Below are 16,925 nucleotides of genomic sequence, written 5' to 3' on the forward strand. Positions count from 1 at the left end.
TCTTACGAATCCTGATGGGGAACCAGTATGGCCCGCGTTCTGATTGTCGACGATTCGCCGACAGAAATGTATAAGTTGACCCAATGGCTGGAAAAGCACGGGCACGAGGTACTCAAGGCCAATAACGGCGCCGATGGCGTGGCCCTTGCCCGGCAAGAGAAGCCGGATGCAGTGCTCATGGACATCGTGATGCCAGGCATGAACGGCTTCCAGGCCACTCGCCAGCTCAGCAAGGACCCGGAGACCAAGGCCATTCCGGTCATTGTGGTGACCACCAAGGACCAGGAGACCGACCGCATCTGGGCGACGCGCCAGGGCGCACGTGACTTCCTGACCAAGCCCGTGGAAGAAGATGCGCTGGTGCAAAAGCTCCAAGAGGTGCTGGGGGCTTGACCACACGCCCGCAGGGGGCGTCGCTGACCGCCTTCGAACTGTTGCTGGATATCGATCGCCGCTGCCGGCTGCTGGTGGCCGACCAGCCAGCTTCGGGTGACAGGTTGCAGCAGTGGAGCGGCATCGGTTTTCGTGTAGCCGGGCAATGGTTCGTCGCCCCCATGGGCGAGGTGGCCGAAGTGCTGCGTGAGCCCCGCAGTAGCCGAGTACCCGGTGTACAACCCTGGGTATGCGGGGTGGCCAATCTGCGTGGCCGGCTACTGCCCGTGATGGACCTGGGCCGTTTCCTCGGCCTGGGCAGTGCCGTGCCAGGCAAGCAGCGCCGCGTCCTGGTGCTCGATCACGAGGCGCTTTTCGTTGGTCTGCTGGTGGACGAAGTGGTGGGCCTGCAGCACTTTGCTATCGACAGCCTGCAACCTGCGCTGCCAGTGACCGATGCTGCCGGGCCCTTCGTTCAGGGGCGCTTCGAACGCGACCACGACTACTGGGCGATCTTCAGCCCCTTTGCCCTGGCCCAGGCACCGGGCTTTCTCGATGTGGCGTTATAGGACCTTGCAAACGTGAACCAGCCTGCTCCCCCCGTCACCGCCACCACCGTGAGCCCCCGCACCCGCAGCATTGCGCAGATCACCGTGCTGTTCCTGATCCTGATCCTCTCGATCATTCTGCTGTTCGCCAATTTCGCCTACCTCAACACCCAGTCCAACTACGACAAGCAGTACATCGGCCATGCCGGCGAGCTGCGCGTGTTGTCGCAGCGCATTGCCAAGAACGCCACTGAAGCGGCTGCCGGCAAGGGTGTGGCCTTCAGGCTGCTGTCCGATGCGCGCAACGACTTCGAGCGTCGCTGGGGCTACCTGCGCGAAGGCGACAAGGCCACTGGCCTGCCCGCAGCGCCACCCTCGGTGCGCGAAGAAATGGAAGCGGTGCGCGATGACTGGGAGAGCCTGCGCAAGAGCACCGACACCATCCTGGCCAGCGAACAGACCGTGCTGTCCTTGCACCAGGTGGCGGCAACCCTGGCCGAAACCGTCCCGCAGTTGCAGGTCGAATACGAAAAAGTGGTCGAAATTCTGCTGCAAAGTGGCGCCCCGGCCAGCCAGGTCGCCGTGGCTCAGCGCCAACTGCTGTTGGCCGAACGTATCCTGGGGTCGGTCAATACCGTACTGGCCGGCGATGCGGCGGCGGCGCAGGCCGCCGATGCCTTCGGCCGTGATGCCGGCCGCTTCGGCCAGGTGCTCGAGGGCATGCTCAAGGGCGACGCTGGCATTGGCGTTACCCGTGTCGAGGACGCCGATGCCAGGGCGCGGCTGGCGGAAATCGCCGAGCTGTTCCAGTTCGTGGCAGGCTCGGTCGATGAAATTCTCGAAACCTCGCCGGAGCTGTTCCGGGTGCGGGAGGCGGCCGGCAGCATCTTCAGCCTGTCGCAGACCTTGCTCGAGGAAGCCTCGCACCTGGCCAACGGGTTCGAAAACCTGGCCAGCGGGCGCACGCTCGATACCGTTGGGGGGTATGCACTGGGCTTGTTGGCGCTGGCCTCGATCATCCTCATCGGCCTGGTCATGGTGCGTACCACCAACCGTCAGTTGCGTGAGACCGCCGAAAAGAACGAACGCAACCAGCAGGCGATCATGCGCCTGCTCGATGAAATCGAAGAGTTGGCAGATGGCGACCTGACGGTGACCGTGTCGGTGACCGAAGACTTCACCGGCGCCATTGCCGACTCCATCAACTATTCCGTCGACCAATTGCGCGACCTGGTCGCCACCATCAACCACAGCGCGGTGCAGGTCGCCTCGGCGGTGCAGGATACGCAGAACACGGCCCGCCAGTTGGCCAAGGCATCCGAGCAACAGGCCGAGCAGATCAGCGAGGCCTCCGAGGCAGTCGGGGACATGGTCGAGTCGATCGACCGTGTTTCGGCCCATGCCTACGAGTCGGCCAAGGTCGCCGAGCGGTCCGTGGCCATTGCCAACAAGGGCAATGAGGTGGTGCACAACACCATCGATGGCATGAACAACATTCGCGAGCAGATCCAGGACACCGCCAAGCGCATCAAGCGCCTGGGCGAATCTTCCCAGGAGATCGGCGATATCGTGAGCCTGATCGACGACATTGCCGACCAGACCAATATCCTGGCCTTGAACGCCGCGATCCAGGCCTCGCTGGCGGGTGAGGCAGGGCGGGGGTTCGCCGTGGTCGCGGATGAGGTCCAGCGCCTGGCCGAGCGCTCGTCCTCTGCCACGCGGCAGATCGAAGCCCTGGTGCGGACCATTCAGGCCGACACCAACGAAGCGGTCATTTCCATGGAACAGACCACGGCCGAAGTCGTGCGCGGCGCCAGGCTGGCGCAGGACGCCGGCGTGGCGCTGGCTGAGATCGAAGGGGTTTCGCAGAACCTTGCCGACCTTATCCACAGCATTTCCGATGCGGCCCAATTGCAGACGTCCTCGGCGGGGCAGATCTCACACACCATGGCCGTCATCCAGCAGATCACCGCCCAGACGTCCGCAGGTTCCAGCGCCACCGCCGACAGCATTCGTCACCTTGCGCGCATGGCCAGCGAGATGCGCCGTTCGGTCTCCGGATTCACCCTGCCGGCACCTGCCGAGCCCCATTGAGAAATGCCCATGTCCACGCCCATGCCCGGCCCCATTGCTGGCCCTGCCCGCCACGATACCGTGGGCCTGGCCTGGACCAAGGCTGCCCTGCTCGATTGCCTGGGGCAGGGGCGCCAGGCGCTGGAACGTTTTGCCGGCGAGCCTGAAGACCTGTCGTTACTCACCTTCGTGGCGGACAACCTGCACCAGGTACACGGTTGCCTGGTGATGCTGGAGTTGCCTGGGGCAACGCGCCTTGCCCAGGAGCTGGAGATGCTCGTGACCGACCTGGCCAACGGTAAGGTCACCCCGCGAGGCGACTGCCTGGGGGCGCTGTTCAAGGGCCTGGAGCTGTTGCCTTCCTACCTGGAACGTCTGCGCGGTGCACGCCATGACTTGCCACTGGTGATGTTGCCGCTCCTGAACCAGCTGCGTGCCTGCCGGGGCGCGGAACCGGTGGTTCATGGCCGCCTGCTCGGCAATGCAGGCCAGCGTCTGGCAGGTGCCCAGGACCTGGCGAACCTTGACGTGTCATTGGGCAACTGGCGCGAGCAGTTGCAGGCTGGGGAGGGCCGCGACGCGCTAAGGTCGGTAGTGGCGGCATTGTGTGACGACCTCATGCGCATCAAGGACCGCCTGGACCAGTTCGTGCGCAGCGACCGGCAGCACAATGAACAACTGGAGGTGTTGCTCGCGCCCCTGCGCCACGTGGCCGATACCCTGGCCGTGCTGGGTTTCCAGCAGCCGCGTCGGGTCATCATCGATCAAGTGATGACGCTGCAAGGGCTGGCCGAGGGCGATCGGGCCGTGGATGACGCGGTGCTGATGGATGTGGCGGGGGCCTTGTTGTACGTGGAAGCCACGCTCAACGGCATGGTCGGGCCACTCGAAGAAGGGGGGGAGCCAGGCCTGCCGGGCGCCGATGTCGCCGAGATTCGCCTGGTCGTGCTGCGAGAGTCGCTGAACGTGTTGCAGCAGGCCAAGGACCTGATGGGCGATTGCTTGGAGTCGGGCTGGCCCCGTCAGCACCTGCAGGCCTTGCCAGGCTTGCTCCAGCAGGTGCGCGGCGCCCTGGCCATGCTGATGTTGCCGGCCGCTGCCGAGGTGTTCGCGCGCTGCACGGTGTTTGTCCAGGGCTGGGTACAACAGGCGCAGGCCGACCCCTCGTCCGAGGAACTGACGCTGCTGGCCGAAGCCTTGAGCGCTGGCGAATGCTATCTACAATGGCGCGTGGCCGACCCGCTGGCCGACGCTCAGCGCTTCATCGTCATGGCTCGCGAGCGCCTGGGGGCGTTGGGCGTGCACTGTTCCACCGTTGAAGAGCATGCCGATCTGGAAGAGGCGGATGGCCTTCAGGACGAATTGCGTGGCGTATTCATCGAAGAAGCCCAAGCATTGCTTCAGGACATTGAGCGGCACTGGTTGACTTGGCGTGCCGACCACCAGCAGCACAACGCGCTGATCGAAGTGCATAGGGCATTGCATACGCTCAAGGGCGCAGGCCGCCTGGTGCATGCCCAGGCGTTGGCAGAGCTGGCCTGGGCCGCCGAGCACTTGCTCAACCGTGTGCTTGCCGGCCGCAACGTGCTTGGTGCGGACGGGCAGATGGCGCTTGAGCAAGCGTTCGCGCAACTGCCCGAGGTGCTCGCCGACTTCGCCGCGGGGCACCTGCCGCATGTGAGCGCCGTACAGCAACTGGTGGGCCACCTGCATGCCCTTGCCGAGCGCGACCTGCCAGCCGCGGCCAGCGCGCAGGGGCTCGACCCGCAGTTACTGGACATCTTCCGTGGCGAGGCCCAAGGCCACCTGGCCAGCCTCGACGGGTTCCTGGCAAATGCCCAGCACGGCGTCCCTGTAGACGACGCCCTGCAGCGGGCCTTGCACACCCTCAAGGGCAGTGCGGCCATGGCCGGAGTTGTGCCCATCGCCGAACTTGCCACCGTGTTCGACCGACTGGTGCGCGAGTACAAGGCGCACGACCTGCTGCTCGATGAAACGGAGCTGCACTGGCTCAAGTCCGCCGCCTCGATGTTCGGGCAGGGCCTGGCGCAGTTATCCACCACCCCGTTCGAGCCACTGCCTGGTGCGGCCCAATTGATCGAGCAGGTCGAGTTGGCCATCGATACGCGCATCGCCGCCCTGGGCGGCGATGCGCATGCCTCGACCGGCAACGCCCGCGACCCGCAACAGGTCGCAGCTTTCCTGTCGCAAGCCATGGATCGTTTGCTGGACGCCGAGTCGTTGCTGGCCGACTGGCAGCGGCGCCCGGCTCAACGGGCGGCCTTGGAGACACTGCTCGATGACATGACCGAGCTTGCCCATGCCGCCCATTCGGCCGATCTGTGGCAGGTCGATGAGGTGTGCGAAGCCTTGCTGGACCTGTACGGTGCAGTGGAGGAGGGCAGCCTGCCTGCCGATGCGCAGTTCTTCACCCATGCCCAGCACGCCCACGAGGCGCTGCTGGACATGCTCGACGAGCTGGCTGCCGGCCAGGACGTCGTCCCGCGTACGCCGCTGGTGGCTCGCCTGCGCGAACTTCAGGGGCAAGGGCTTGCACCCGATGCCACCGGGCGCGTGGGCCTCGACAGCGTCACACCGCTGCACCCGGACATGGACGTGCAACTGATCGACACGCCAGCCCCAGACCTGGCCCTCGACCCCGCGCCAGTGCCGCCGTCACAAGCTCCGGAAAGCGCCGGGGAAGAGCTGATGGAGGTTTTCCTCGAAGAAAGCTCGGACATCGTCGAGAGCGCCGCTGCAGCGCTGGCGCGATGGCAGGCCGACCCGCGCAGCACGGTGGAGGTGGACAACCTGATGCGCGACCTGCACACCCTCAAAGGGGTGGCACGCATGGTCGAAATCGGCCCCATCGGTGACCTGGCCCATGAGCTGGAATTTTTGTACGAGTTGCTCGCGGCAGGGCGCCTGCCACCGAGCGGGGCCCTGTTCTCGCTGTTGCAGAACTGCCACGACCGCCTGGCGCACATGCTCGATGCGGTGCGCCTGGGGCAACCGCTGCACGCCGCCACGGCGCTGATCGATTACATCCGCAACTTCAGCAGCGCAGGCCTGACCGACAGCGCGGCCGGCACCAGCCCGGTCGAAACTGCCGCCAGCGAAGGTCCGGCAGTAACCCCCGAGCGAGTGCCGGGGGACATGGTCAAGGTCGATGCCGAATTGCTGGACGACCTGGGCAACCTGGCCGGTGAGCACTCGATCATCCGTGGACGCATCGAGCAGCAGGTCAATGACGCCCAGTTCACCCTCAACGAAATGGAAACCACGCTCGAGCGCATGCGTGACCAGCTGCTGCGCCTGGATATCGAAACTCAGGGGCGGATCTCCAGCCGCCAGCAGCTGGAGGGCGATGTCTATGAAGACTTCGACCCACTGGAAATGGACCGCCACTCCCAGCTGCAGCAGTTGTCGCGGGCGCTGTTCGAGTCGGCCTCGGACCTGCTGGACCTGAAGGAAACCATGGCCCAGCGCGCCCAGGAAGCCTACGGCCTGCTCCAGCAGCAGGCGCGGGTCAACAGTCAGCTTCAGGAAGGCCTGACGGCAACGTTGATGGTGCCTTTCGAACGCCTGGTGCCGCGCTTGCAGCGCGTGGTGCGGCAGGTGGCGAGCGAGCTGGGCAAGCAGGTCGAGCTGGTGGTGGGCAACGCCGAGGGCGAGCTGGACCGCAGTGTGCTGGAACGCATGGTGGCGCCGCTTGAACACATGTTGCGCAATGCCGTCGACCATGGCCTGGAAAGCCGCGAAGCCCGATTGGCTGCGGGTAAGCCTGAGCAGGGCACGATCCACCTGAACCTGCTGCACGAGGGGGCGGACATCGTCATCGAGATGACCGACGATGGCGCCGGCGTACCCCTACAAGCCGTCCGACTCAAGGCGATCAAGCGCGGCCTGCTCGACCCGCAGGCACAGCTGAGCGACCACGAGATACTGCAGTTCATCCTCAGGCCGGGCTTTTCCACGGCCGAAAAGATCACGCAGATCTCAGGGCGAGGCCTGGGCATGGACGTGGTCCACGAGGAGGTCAAGCAGTTGGGCGGCTCGATGACCATCGAGTCGGCCCAGGGCAAAGGGGCGCGTTTTCAGATTCGCCTGCCGTTCACGGTGTCGATCAACCGCGCGCTGATGGTGCACCTGGGCGACGAGCAGTACGCCATCCCGCTCAACACCATCGAAGGCATCGTGAGGGTACCGCCCGCTGAGCTGGCAGGTTGCTACGAGCAGGAGCCGCCGCGCTACACCTACGCAGGCCATCAGTACCAGCTGCGCTACCTGGGCGAGCTGGTGCAGGGCGCGCCGCGTCCTACGCTGCTGGGCCAGAGCGTGCCGCTGCCCTTGTTGCTGGTGCATTCACAGGAGCAGTCGTTCGCCATTCAGGTCGACAGCCTGTCGCCCAGCCGGGAGATCGTGGTCAAAAGCCTGGGCCCGCAGTTTGCGGCCGTTGCCGGCCTGTCGGGTGCAACGCTGCTGGGGGATGGGCGCGTCGTGTTGATTCTCGACCTGTTGGGGCAATTGCGTGGCCAGCAACGGCGGCTTGCTCGTTTGCCTGGAGGCACGCCGCGTGGGTTGCTGCCGGCAGCGACCCCGGACCGCACCTTGCTGGTGATGGTAGTAGACGATTCGGTCACGGTGCGCAAGGTCACCAGCCGCCTGCTTGAGCGCCATGGCATGAGCGTGATCACCGCCAAGGACGGGGTGGATGCCATGGCGGTGCTGGAAGGGCACCGGCCCGATGTGTTGCTGCTGGATATCGAAATGCCGCGCATGGACGGTTTCGAAGTGGCGACCCGCATTCGCCAGGACGCCCGCCTCAAGGCGCTGCCCATCATCATGATCACCTCGCGTACGGGGCACAAGCACCGCGACCGAGCCATGGCCATCGGGGTCAACGAATACCTCGGCAAGCCTTATCAGGAGTCGGTCTTGCTGCACAGCATCCTCCGGTGGAGCCAGTCCCATGCTTGAACTGATAGCCGGGCAGCGCAGCAGCCTTACCGGGCTGTTGCTGCCATTGGGCGACCGTACGTTGGTGCTGCCCAATGTGGCCGTAGCCGAACTCAGTGGGCTGCGCAATGTAGCGTGTCAGCGCGGTGACCTGCCCTGGCACCTGGGCTGGGTCGACTGGCGCCAGCAGCGCTTGCCCCTGATCGGTTTCGAAGCGGCCTGTGACAGCCATACGCCCTGTGGAGAACGGGCCCGTGTGGTGGTGCTCAACGCACTGGGCGACACGGGGTTGCGTTACCTGGCCTTGTTGCTGCAAGACATACCGCGCTCGTGCAAGCTCGACAGCCAGCTCAACTACGTTGACGTGGCGTTGGCACCCCTTGAGTTGGCCGCTGTCCAGGTAGGGGATCAGGTGGCGCGCGTGCCTGACCTGGTCGGGCTCGAGCGCCTGGTCAGGGACGCACAGCGCAGCGGCAGGCTGCAAACGCCGGGTTAGAGCGTGCCGCCGGTACGCGTCGAGTGTCGTGGCTGAAACTAGCTGGGTTTCGAAAGGTCTTTAAGTGCATGTATTACGGTGAACGCTTCAATGCCTGGACCCACTTGGTGGGTGCGTTGCTGGCAGGCCTCGGTGCCCTCTGGCTGATCATCGGCGCCATCTTGCAGGGGGACCCCTGGAAGATCGTCAGTTTCTCCATCTACGGTGGCACGCTGCTGTTGCTGTACAGCATTTCCACGCTGTATCACAGCACGCGAGGGCGGGCGAAGGTGATCATGCGCAAGCTCGATCACCTCTCCATCTACCTGCTGATCGCCGGGAGCTACACGCCCTTCTGCCTGATCAGCCTGCGCGGGCCCTGGGGCTGGAGCCTGTTCGGCATCGTCTGGGGGCTGGCCGTACTGGGCATGTTGCAGGAAATCAAGCCCCGCTCCGAAGCACGCGTCTTGTCCATCGTGATCTACGCCGTGATGGGCTGGATCGTGCTGGTCGCGGTCAACCCGTTGCTGGAGGCGCTGGGTACGGCCGGTTTTGCCTGGTTGGCCGCAGGGGGCGTGTTCTACACCGTGGGCATCATATTTTTCGCATTCGACCGGCGCTTTCGCCACTGGCATGGCATCTGGCACCTGTTCGTGATTGCCGGCAGCCTGATGCATTTCGTGGCAGTGTCGCACTACGTGCGCTGATGAACCCAGCCTGTGAGCAGCCTCTGCTCCCCTGAGAAGGCTTAGAAATCGCCCCAGAGCTGTTGCGCCACCGAAAGGGCTACCACCGGCGCAGTTTCAGTGCGCAATACCCGCGGGCCAAGGCGCGCTGCATGAAAGCCCGCTGCCTTGGCCTGTTCGACCTCGGGTTCGCTCAAGCCGCCTTCGGGACCGATCAGAAAAGCCAGGCTTGCCGGTCTGGCATGGCTGACCAGCGGTTCGGCCACCGGGTGCAACACCAGCTTGAGCTGCGCCTGGGTTGCGGCCAGCCACTCAGTCAAGGTGATGGGTGGGTGGATGATCGGCAGGCTGGAGCGGCCACACTGTTCGCAGGCGCTGATCGCCACTTGCCGCCAGTGGGCCAGGCGTTTGTCGGCACGCTCGTCCTTCAGGCGCACCTCGCACCGCTCGCTGACGATCGGGGTGATTTCATTGGCGCCCAGCTCAGTGGCTTTCTGGATGGCCCAGTCCATACGCTCGCCCCGCGACAGCCCTTGACCCAGGTGCACCTGCAGGGGGGAATCGGCCTGGCCAGCGAATGCCTGGTCCAGGCTCACACGCACGGCCTTCTTGCCCACCTCCAGCAACTGCCCACGGTATTCCTGGCCGCTGCCGTCGAACAGCTGCACGGGGTCACCCGCCGCCATGCGCAATACGCGGCCGATGTAGTGGGCCTGTGCCTCGGGCAGGTCGTGTTCCCCAAGGCTCAGGGTAGCGTCGATGAAAAAGCGGGACAGTCTCATGGGTAAGCTCTGAAAAGGTAAGGACAACCGGAAGGCCCGCGCTGGCATGACGCATGCGCAGCGCAGGTTCCGGCGCGGTCGAAGGCCTGGCCTTCGCCCCGTAATCAGCCCGGATCGCGAAAATCCGGGTGGAAGGTGCTGGGCACCGTCACGCAGGTGCTGTCGCGGGTGGCGATGTCGATGCCTTCGCTGGCCACTTCGGCCAGGAAGTCGATCTGTTCGGGCGTGATGATATACGGTGGCAGGAAATACACCACACTGCCCAGCGGACGCAGCAGCGCGCCACGGGTCAGGGCATGCTCGAACACTTTAAGGCCGCGTCGCGCCTGCCAGGGGTAGGGCACTTTGCCGGCTTTGTCCTGGACCATTTCGATGGCCAGGACCATGCCGGTCTGGCGAATCTCGGCCACGTGGGCATGGTCGGCCAGATGCGCGGTGGCGGTGGCCATGCGCGTGGCCAGCGCCTTGTTGGCCTCGATCACGTTGTCCTGCTCGAAGATGTCGAGGGTGGCCAATGCGGCCGCGCACGCCAGTGGGTTACCCGTGTAGCTGTGCGAATGCAGGAACGCGCGCAAGGTGCGGTAGTCGTCATAGAACGCCTGGTACACCTTGTCGGTGGTCAGGCAGGCGGCCAGGGGCAGATACCCCCCGGTCAGGGCCTTGGACAGGCACAGGAAGTCCGGGCGAATACCTGCCTGCTCGCAGGCGAACATCGTGCCCGTACGACCGAAGCCAACCGCGATCTCGTCATGGATCAGGTGCACGTCGTAGCGATCGCAGGCTTCGCGCAAAAGCTTGAGATAGACCGGATGGTACATGCGCATGCCACCGGCGCCCTGGATCAACGGCTCGATGATGACCGCGCTGATCGAGGCATGATGCTCGGCCAAGGTCTGCTCCATGACTTGGAACAGGGTGCGCGAATGCGCCTCCCAACTGACGCCCTCCGGACGCAGGTAGCAATCGGGGCTTGGGACTTTCAGGGTGTCGAGCAGCAACGCCTTGTAGGTTTCGGTGAACAGCGGGACATCACCGACGGACATGGCCGCGATGGTTTCACCGTGATAGCTGTTGGTCAGGGTGACGAACCGCTTCTTGTCCGGCTTGCCGACGTTCTGCCAGTAGTGGAAGCTCATCTTCAGCGCCACTTCGATGCACGAGGAGCCATTGTCGGCGTAGAACACCCGGTCGAGCCCAGTCGGTGTCATGGCCACCAGGCGTTCGGACAGCTCGATCACAGGCTGGTGGCTAAAGCCTGCCAGAATCACGTGCTCAAGCTGGTCGACCTGCTCCTTGATGCGCTGATTGATACGCGGGTTGGCATGGCCGAACACGTTGACCCACCAGCTGCTCACGGCATCCAGGTAGCGCCGGCCCTCGAAATCCTCGAGCCACACGCCTTCCCCGCGCTTGATCGGTATCAGCGGCAGTTGCTCGTGGTCTTTCATCTGGGTGCAGGGGTGCCAGAGGACCTTGAGGTCGCGCTGCATCCACTGATCATTGAGGCCCATGAGCATTTCTCCTGGCTTGGCGGCGTGGGGGCGTAAGCCTAAGCAATGGCACGGGTGAGAACAACCCGCCAGAAAATGTCATTTAGCCAGACCACTTGATGTCACTACGCTGGCAGCCCTGGCAGCGGTGACGTATTCTAGCGCCTCTCTCGGGGCATCCCGCCTCTCTCTGTTTTCTGCAACCTTTGACTCGGAGTTCGCCAACATGGCTGCTGCTTGGGTGCGCCTGTGCGCGTTGGTATTGATTGGTGTTTCCAGCGGTGCCGCGCTGGCGAGTGACAAGATGCCCACGGCAATCGTCGTGGGTGGCGGCATGGCAGGCCTGACCGCAGCCTATGAGCTGCAGAACAAGGGCTGGCAGGTGACCTTGCTCGAAGCCAAGGCAGGCATGGGCGGCCGCTCGGGCCTGGCCACCAGCGAATGGATCGGCAATACCAAGGCGCAGCCTGTACTCAACCAGTACGTTGATCGCTTCAAGCTCGACACGCTGCCAGCGCCGGAATTCGTGCGCACCCCTGGCTACCTGATCGATGGCGAGTATTTCAGCGCCGCAGACCTGGCCCTCAAGCAGCCGGCCACGGCCGAAGCCCTCAAGCGCTACGAGAAAACCCTGGACGACCTGGCCCGTTCGATCGACGATCCGCTCAACCCCCAGGCGACCAGCACCCTGTTCGCCCTGGACCAGATCAACGTATCCTCCTGGCTGGACAAGTTGCAGCTGCCTGCCACCGCCCGTCAGTTGGTCAACCAGCAGATCCGCAGCCGCTACGACGAGCCATCGCGCTTGTCGCTGTTGTATTTCGCTCAGCAGAACCGCGTCTACCGTGACGTGAGCGACCGTGACCTGCGTGCAGCGCGGCTTCCTGGCGGCAGCCCGGTGTTGGCGCAGGCATTCGTCAAGCAACTGAAGACCATCAAGACCGACTCGCCGGTAAGTGCAATCGTTCAGGACAAGGATGGCGTCACCGTGAAAGTCGGCAGCGTGGGTTATCGCGCCGATTACGTGGTGATGGCCGTGCCCCTGCGCGCACTGGCCAAGATCCAGATGACACCTGGCCTGGATAACCAGCATGTGGCGGCGCTCAAGGGCACCAACTACGGCTGGCGCGACCAGGTCATGCTCAAGTTCAAGAAACCGGTGTGGGAAAGCCGGGCGCGCATGTCGGGCGAGATCTTCAGCAATACCGGCCTGGGCATGTTGTGGATCGAGCCGGCCCTCAAGGGCGGTGCCAATGTGGTGATCAACCTTTCCGGCGACAACGCCCGCCTGCTGCAGGCCTTTGGCGACAAGCAAATGGTCGACCAGGTGCTCATTCGCCTGCACACCTTCTATCCTCAGGCCCGCGGCGCCTTCACCGGCTATGAAGTCAAGCGCTACAGCGCCGATGCCGGCACCGGGGGTGCCTACCTGGCCTATGGACCTGGCCAGATCAGCAAGTACTGGCGTCTTTGGGAGCGCCCGGTGCAACGCATCGCGTTTGCCGGTGAGCACACCGATGCCCTGTACCCAGGCACGCTTGAAGGCGCACTGCGTAGCGGTCAACGGGCTGCCGGCCAAGTGCAGGACCTGCTGGCCGGCAAGTCGTTCGACCCAGTCAAGGCCGTGCCGGCTGCCGCGACAGCCGCAGCAGGTGCGGCAGCGGCCAAGAGCAAGGGCAATTTCTTCACCAACCTCTTCGGCGGCGCGTCCAACAAAGACAAGGCAGGCGACCAAGCGCCGGCCAAGCCTGAGGCCCAATCGACCGACGCGACGGGTCAGAAGAAGCCAGGGTTCTTCGCTCGGCTGTTCGGCGCCAAGGAAACCCCAGCGCCAGAGCCTCAACCGGCGGCAAAGGCCGCTGACGTAGCACCTGTAGCACCCCCCGTCGCGCAGCCTGCAGCGCAAGCGCCACAACAGGCACCGGCCAGCCCGGCGCCCGCCGTCAAGGCAGCACCCACCAAGGCAGCAGCCACCAAGGCCGCCCCGGTCAAGCAGGCGCCGGCCCACAAGCCAGCGGCCAAATCGGCCCACAAGCCAGCTCACAAGCCTGCCGACAGCAAAAAAGCGGCTACCAAGCCGGCGCCAGCCAAGAAGCCTTTGACCGATAGCCAGGCCAAAGCGAGCTGATACCGCCGGCCTGCCCGGCACCGCCCCGGCAGCGCCTAACCGCAGGGCTCAGCCACTCGACTGAGCCCTGTGCCATGCGCATTGATCGAAGCGCTCGCTGCCTGATATCGGCGTTAACGTTTCCTTAATAGCCTTCTATGAAAATTGCTATCGGATTTGTTGATAATCCAAAGCAAGTTTTTCCGCTTTTATTCGATACGTTTGACGCTAGTCTTTGCATAGCTTTCACGGGGAAGAACGCCAACATGCAAGTGCGCAATTCATCTTCACGTTACGGCGCTGTCAGCATTCTCATGCACTGGGGCGTGGCGCTGACCGTCTTCAGTCTTTTCGGCCTCGGGTTGTGGATGGTCGGGCTCGACTACTATGACCCATGGCGCAAGGCCGGCCCAGACCTGCATAAAAGCATTGGTCTGATGCTGCTGGCGGTGATGCTGTTGCGCGTGCTGTGGCGTTTTGTGAGCCCGCCGCCGCCGGCACTTGCCAGTTATGGCCCGCTCACCCGATTGGGTGCCAAGCTGGGGCATCTGGCCCTGTACCTGGGGTTGTTCGCCGTGATGATTGCCGGTTACCTGATTTCCACCGCCGACGGCGTGGGGATCCCGGTGTTTGGCCTGTTCGAGGTGCCTGCCCTGGTCAGCAATCTGCCAGACCAGGCGGATCTGGCCGGTGTCATCCACCTGTGGCTGGCGTGGGGGGTGGTGGTTTTTGCGGGGTTGCATGCCCTGGCCGCACTCAAGCACCATTTCATCGACCGTGACGCGACCCTCATGCGTATGCTGGGCCGCAAAGCTTGACGCTCAACCTCAATCGCAAAGGAAGGAAGTAACGATGTTGAAAAAGACTTTTGCCGCTCTGGCGCTCGGTACTGCTCTGTTCTCCGCTGGCCAGACCATGGCAGCCGAGTACAAGATCGACAAGGAAGGCCAGCACGCTTTCGTGGACTGGAAGATCAGCCACCTGGGCTACAGCTTCATTCACGGTACGTTCAAGGATTTCGACGGTAACTTCACGTGGGACAGTGCCAAGCCTGAAGCCAGCAAGATCAGTGTCGACCTGAAAACCGCCAGCCTGTGGTCGAACCACGCCGAGCGTGACAAGCACATTGCCAGCCCCGACTTCCTGGACGTTAAGAAGTATCCGGATGCCAAGTTCGTGTCCACCAGCGTCAAGTCCACCGGTGACAAGACCGCTGACGTCATGGGTGACCTGACCCTGCACGGCGTGACCAAGCCGGTGACTTTCAAGGCCACCTTCAACGGTGAAGGCAAGGACCCATGGGGCGGTGAGCGCGCTGGCTTCAATGCCACCACCACCTTGAACCTGAATGACTTCGGCATCAAAGGCCCAGGCCCAACCTCGCAGACGCTGGATCTGGATATCAGTGTCGAAGGCGTAAAGCAGAAGTAATACGTGTCAGCCGAATGAAAAACGGGGCCGCTTGCGGCCCCGTTTTCGTTTACGACCCCTTGCGGGTCAGCAGTGCCGGGCGTTCGCCCCGCGGACGGCTTGGCAGATCGTCCAACTGCTCGGGGGTCGGATAACGGTCCAGCTTGGATTCCTTGCGGATGATCACAGGCTGATGCTGTGGCTGGCGCGTGTTGCCTACGGCCGGTTCCTGGCGGGCAGCTGCGTCACGCGGTGGGCGACCACCACGCGCGCCGCCGTCACGACGAGCAGTGCCGCCATTATTGGCACGAGGCGGGCGTTTCTCACCACCGCCAGTACGGGGTTGACCGTTGTTGCGGCCTTGACCACCGGCATTGGTACGCGGCGTACCTCCTTGCGGTTGACTACCATTACCGGCTGGGCGACGGTTGCGGCCTTGGCCCTTGCCATTCTGGTATGGGCTCACGTAGTCAGCCCGGTTACCGAAGTTATCCACATCGTCATCCAGAAACTCTTCCGGATCGCGGTTGGGCTGCATGGCCGGAGGGGTCGCGTTGCTGGCCTGTTGCTGACGAGGCTTCTTGTCACGTGGCTTGCGCGGCTGTTGCTGCCTGTCGCCGGACTTTTCCTTGTCAGCGGGTTTGTCCGCAGCCTGCTGGCGGGTTTTGCCCTTGTCCTTGCCCTTATCCTTGCGGCCACCGTTGGCGTCCTTGCTGCCCTCGCCGCGGGCCTGCTGACCACGACCGCCACGGCCATTGGGCTGCTGGCGTTCGCGGACTTCAGGCTTCTCGGCCTCGACCTGGCTGGCATCGAAGCCCATCAGGTCGCCGTCAGCGATCTTCTGACGGGTCACGCGCTCGATACTCTTGAGCAGTTTCTCCTCGTCAGGTGCCACCAGGGAAATGGCCTCGCCAGAGCGACCGGCGCGGCCAGTACGGCCAATGCGGTGCACGTAATCTTCTTCGACGTTGGGCAGCTCGAAGTTGACGACGTGGGGCAGTTGGTCGATGTCCAGGCCACGGGCGGCGATGTCGGTGGCGACCAGCACGCGAATGTTGTTGGCCTTGAAGTCAGCCAAGGCCTTGGTGCGTGCGTTCTGGCTCTTGTTGCCATGGATGGCTGCGGCAGTCAGGCCGTGCTTTTCCAGGTACTCGGCCAGGCGGTTGGCGCCATGCTTGGTACGGGTGAAGACCAGTACCTGCTCCCACGCACCCAGGGTGATCAAGTGCGCCAGCAGGGCACGCTTGTGGCTAGCCGGCAGGCGGTAGACACGCTGCTCGATGCGCTCGACGGTGGTGTTTGGCGGGGTGACCTCGATGCGCTCCGGGTTGTGCAGGAGCTTGTCGGCAAGGTCAGTGATGTCCTTGGAGAACGTGGCCGAGAACAACAGGTTCTGGCGTTTGGCAGGCAGGCGGGCCAGCACTTTCTTGACGTCGTGGATGAAGCCCATGTCGAGCATGCGGTCAGCTTCATCCAATACCAGAATTTCTACATGGGCCAGGTCGACCTTGCCTTGACCGGCCAGATCGAGCAGGCGACCAGGGCAGGCAACCAGGACGTCGACGCCCTTGGCAATGGCCTGCACCTGCGGGTTCATGCCGACGCCGCCGAAGACGCACGCACTGACCAGCGGCAGGTCGCGGGCATACAGCTTGAAGCTGTCGTGCACCTGGGCCGCCAGTTCGCGGGTAGGGGTCAGTACCAGGACCCGTGGCTGACGGGGGCCATGGCGCTGGGATTTGTCCGGGTGACCTGCCGGGAACAGACGTTCGAGAATCGGCAGGGCGAAACCGCCGGTCTTACCGGTACCGGTCTGTGCGGCGACCATCAGGTCGCGGCCTTGCAACACGGCGGGAACTGCCCGCTGTTGCACGGGGGTCGGCTGGGTATAGCCCGCGGCTTCAATGGCGCGGACAAGAGCCTCGGAGAGACCGAGGGAAGCAAAGGACATGGGCAATCCTGTTCTCGTGTGGGCTGGGCCCGTAGGGATGTTCTGCCTGGCGCGACGGGCATCGGCATGATG

12 protein-coding genes are annotated in these 16,925 nt (G+C 63.9%); 9 read left to right on the top strand and 3 right to left on the bottom strand.

What is annotated here, in order from left to right; all coding sequences use genetic code 11:
- Positions 1-27 precede the first annotated feature (27 nt).
- From pilH to trhA, 6 genes are all read left to right on the top strand, one after another.
- A complete protein-coding gene (pilH, locus tag B2Y33_RS05885) occupies positions 28-393 on the top strand; it encodes a twitching motility response regulator PilH (protein ID WP_027914035.1) in 366 nt (121 codons plus the stop codon).
- Positions 390-941 (top strand): chemotaxis protein CheW, encoded by a 552-nt coding sequence (locus tag B2Y33_RS05890; RefSeq protein ID WP_027914034.1) that lies wholly within the window; start codon positions 390-392, stop codon positions 939-941. The genes pilH and B2Y33_RS05890 overlap by 4 nt, the downstream gene beginning before the upstream one ends.
- A gap of 48 nt (positions 942-989) precedes the next feature.
- Positions 990-3,014, top strand: a complete 2,025-nt coding sequence (locus B2Y33_RS05895) for a methyl-accepting chemotaxis protein (protein ID WP_225806697.1) — start codon at positions 990-992, stop codon at positions 3,012-3,014.
- 9 nt (positions 3,015-3,023) lie between these two features.
- On the top strand, positions 3,024-7,973 hold the full coding sequence (locus B2Y33_RS05900; protein ID WP_225806668.1) for an Hpt domain-containing protein: 4,950 nt from the start codon (positions 3,024-3,026) through the stop codon (positions 7,971-7,973).
- The gene (locus tag B2Y33_RS05905; protein ID WP_023532942.1) at positions 7,966-8,448 is read left to right on the top strand and encodes a chemotaxis protein CheW; all 483 of its coding nucleotides are present in this window, start codon (positions 7,966-7,968) and stop codon (positions 8,446-8,448) included. The genes B2Y33_RS05900 and B2Y33_RS05905 overlap by 8 nt, the downstream gene beginning before the upstream one ends.
- Before the next feature lie 68 nt (positions 8,449-8,516).
- Complete coding sequence (gene trhA, locus B2Y33_RS05910; RefSeq protein ID WP_027914031.1) at positions 8,517-9,134, top strand: PAQR family membrane homeostasis protein TrhA; 618 nt, start codon at positions 8,517-8,519, stop codon at positions 9,132-9,134.
- Positions 9,135-9,175: 41 nt separating this feature from the next.
- On the opposite strand, the gene B2Y33_RS05915 is transcribed toward trhA, so the two are convergent.
- Entirely contained in the window at positions 9,176-9,895 is a 720-nt protein-coding gene (locus B2Y33_RS05915; RefSeq protein ID WP_027914030.1) for a 16S rRNA (uracil(1498)-N(3))-methyltransferase, read from the bottom strand.
- A gap of 104 nt (positions 9,896-9,999) precedes the next feature.
- Complete coding sequence (locus tag B2Y33_RS05920; RefSeq protein ID WP_027914029.1) at positions 10,000-11,406, bottom strand: adenosylmethionine--8-amino-7-oxononanoate transaminase; 1,407 nt, start codon at positions 11,404-11,406, stop codon at positions 10,000-10,002.
- A 205-nt stretch (positions 11,407-11,611) separates the two neighbouring features.
- Here B2Y33_RS05920 and B2Y33_RS05925 point away from each other — a divergent pair, with 205 nt between their 5' ends.
- The 3 genes from B2Y33_RS05925 (at position 11,612) to B2Y33_RS05935 (ending at position 14,923) form a co-directional block, all read left to right on the top strand.
- Positions 11,612-13,513, top strand: a complete 1,902-nt coding sequence (locus B2Y33_RS05925) for a flavin monoamine oxidase family protein (protein WP_049696728.1) — start codon at positions 11,612-11,614, stop codon at positions 13,511-13,513.
- Positions 13,514-13,758: 245 nt separating this feature from the next.
- The gene (locus B2Y33_RS05930) at positions 13,759-14,310 is read left to right on the top strand and encodes a cytochrome b (protein ID WP_027914027.1); all 552 of its coding nucleotides are present in this window, start codon (positions 13,759-13,761) and stop codon (positions 14,308-14,310) included.
- A gap of 34 nt (positions 14,311-14,344) precedes the next feature.
- Entirely contained in the window at positions 14,345-14,923 is a 579-nt protein-coding gene (locus tag B2Y33_RS05935; RefSeq protein WP_206405201.1) for a YceI family protein, read from the top strand.
- Positions 14,924-14,972: 49 nt separating this feature from the next.
- Here B2Y33_RS05935 and B2Y33_RS05940 read toward each other — a convergent pair whose 3' ends face one another.
- Entirely contained in the window at positions 14,973-16,853 is a 1,881-nt protein-coding gene (locus B2Y33_RS05940) for a DEAD/DEAH box helicase (RefSeq protein ID WP_027914025.1), read from the bottom strand.
- Between the last annotated feature and the right edge of the window lie 72 nt (positions 16,854-16,925).

This window comes from Pseudomonas sp. UBA5666 (assembly GCF_002420785.1).
GTDB lineage: Bacteria > Pseudomonadota > Gammaproteobacteria > Pseudomonadales > Pseudomonadaceae > Aquipseudomonas > Aquipseudomonas fulva.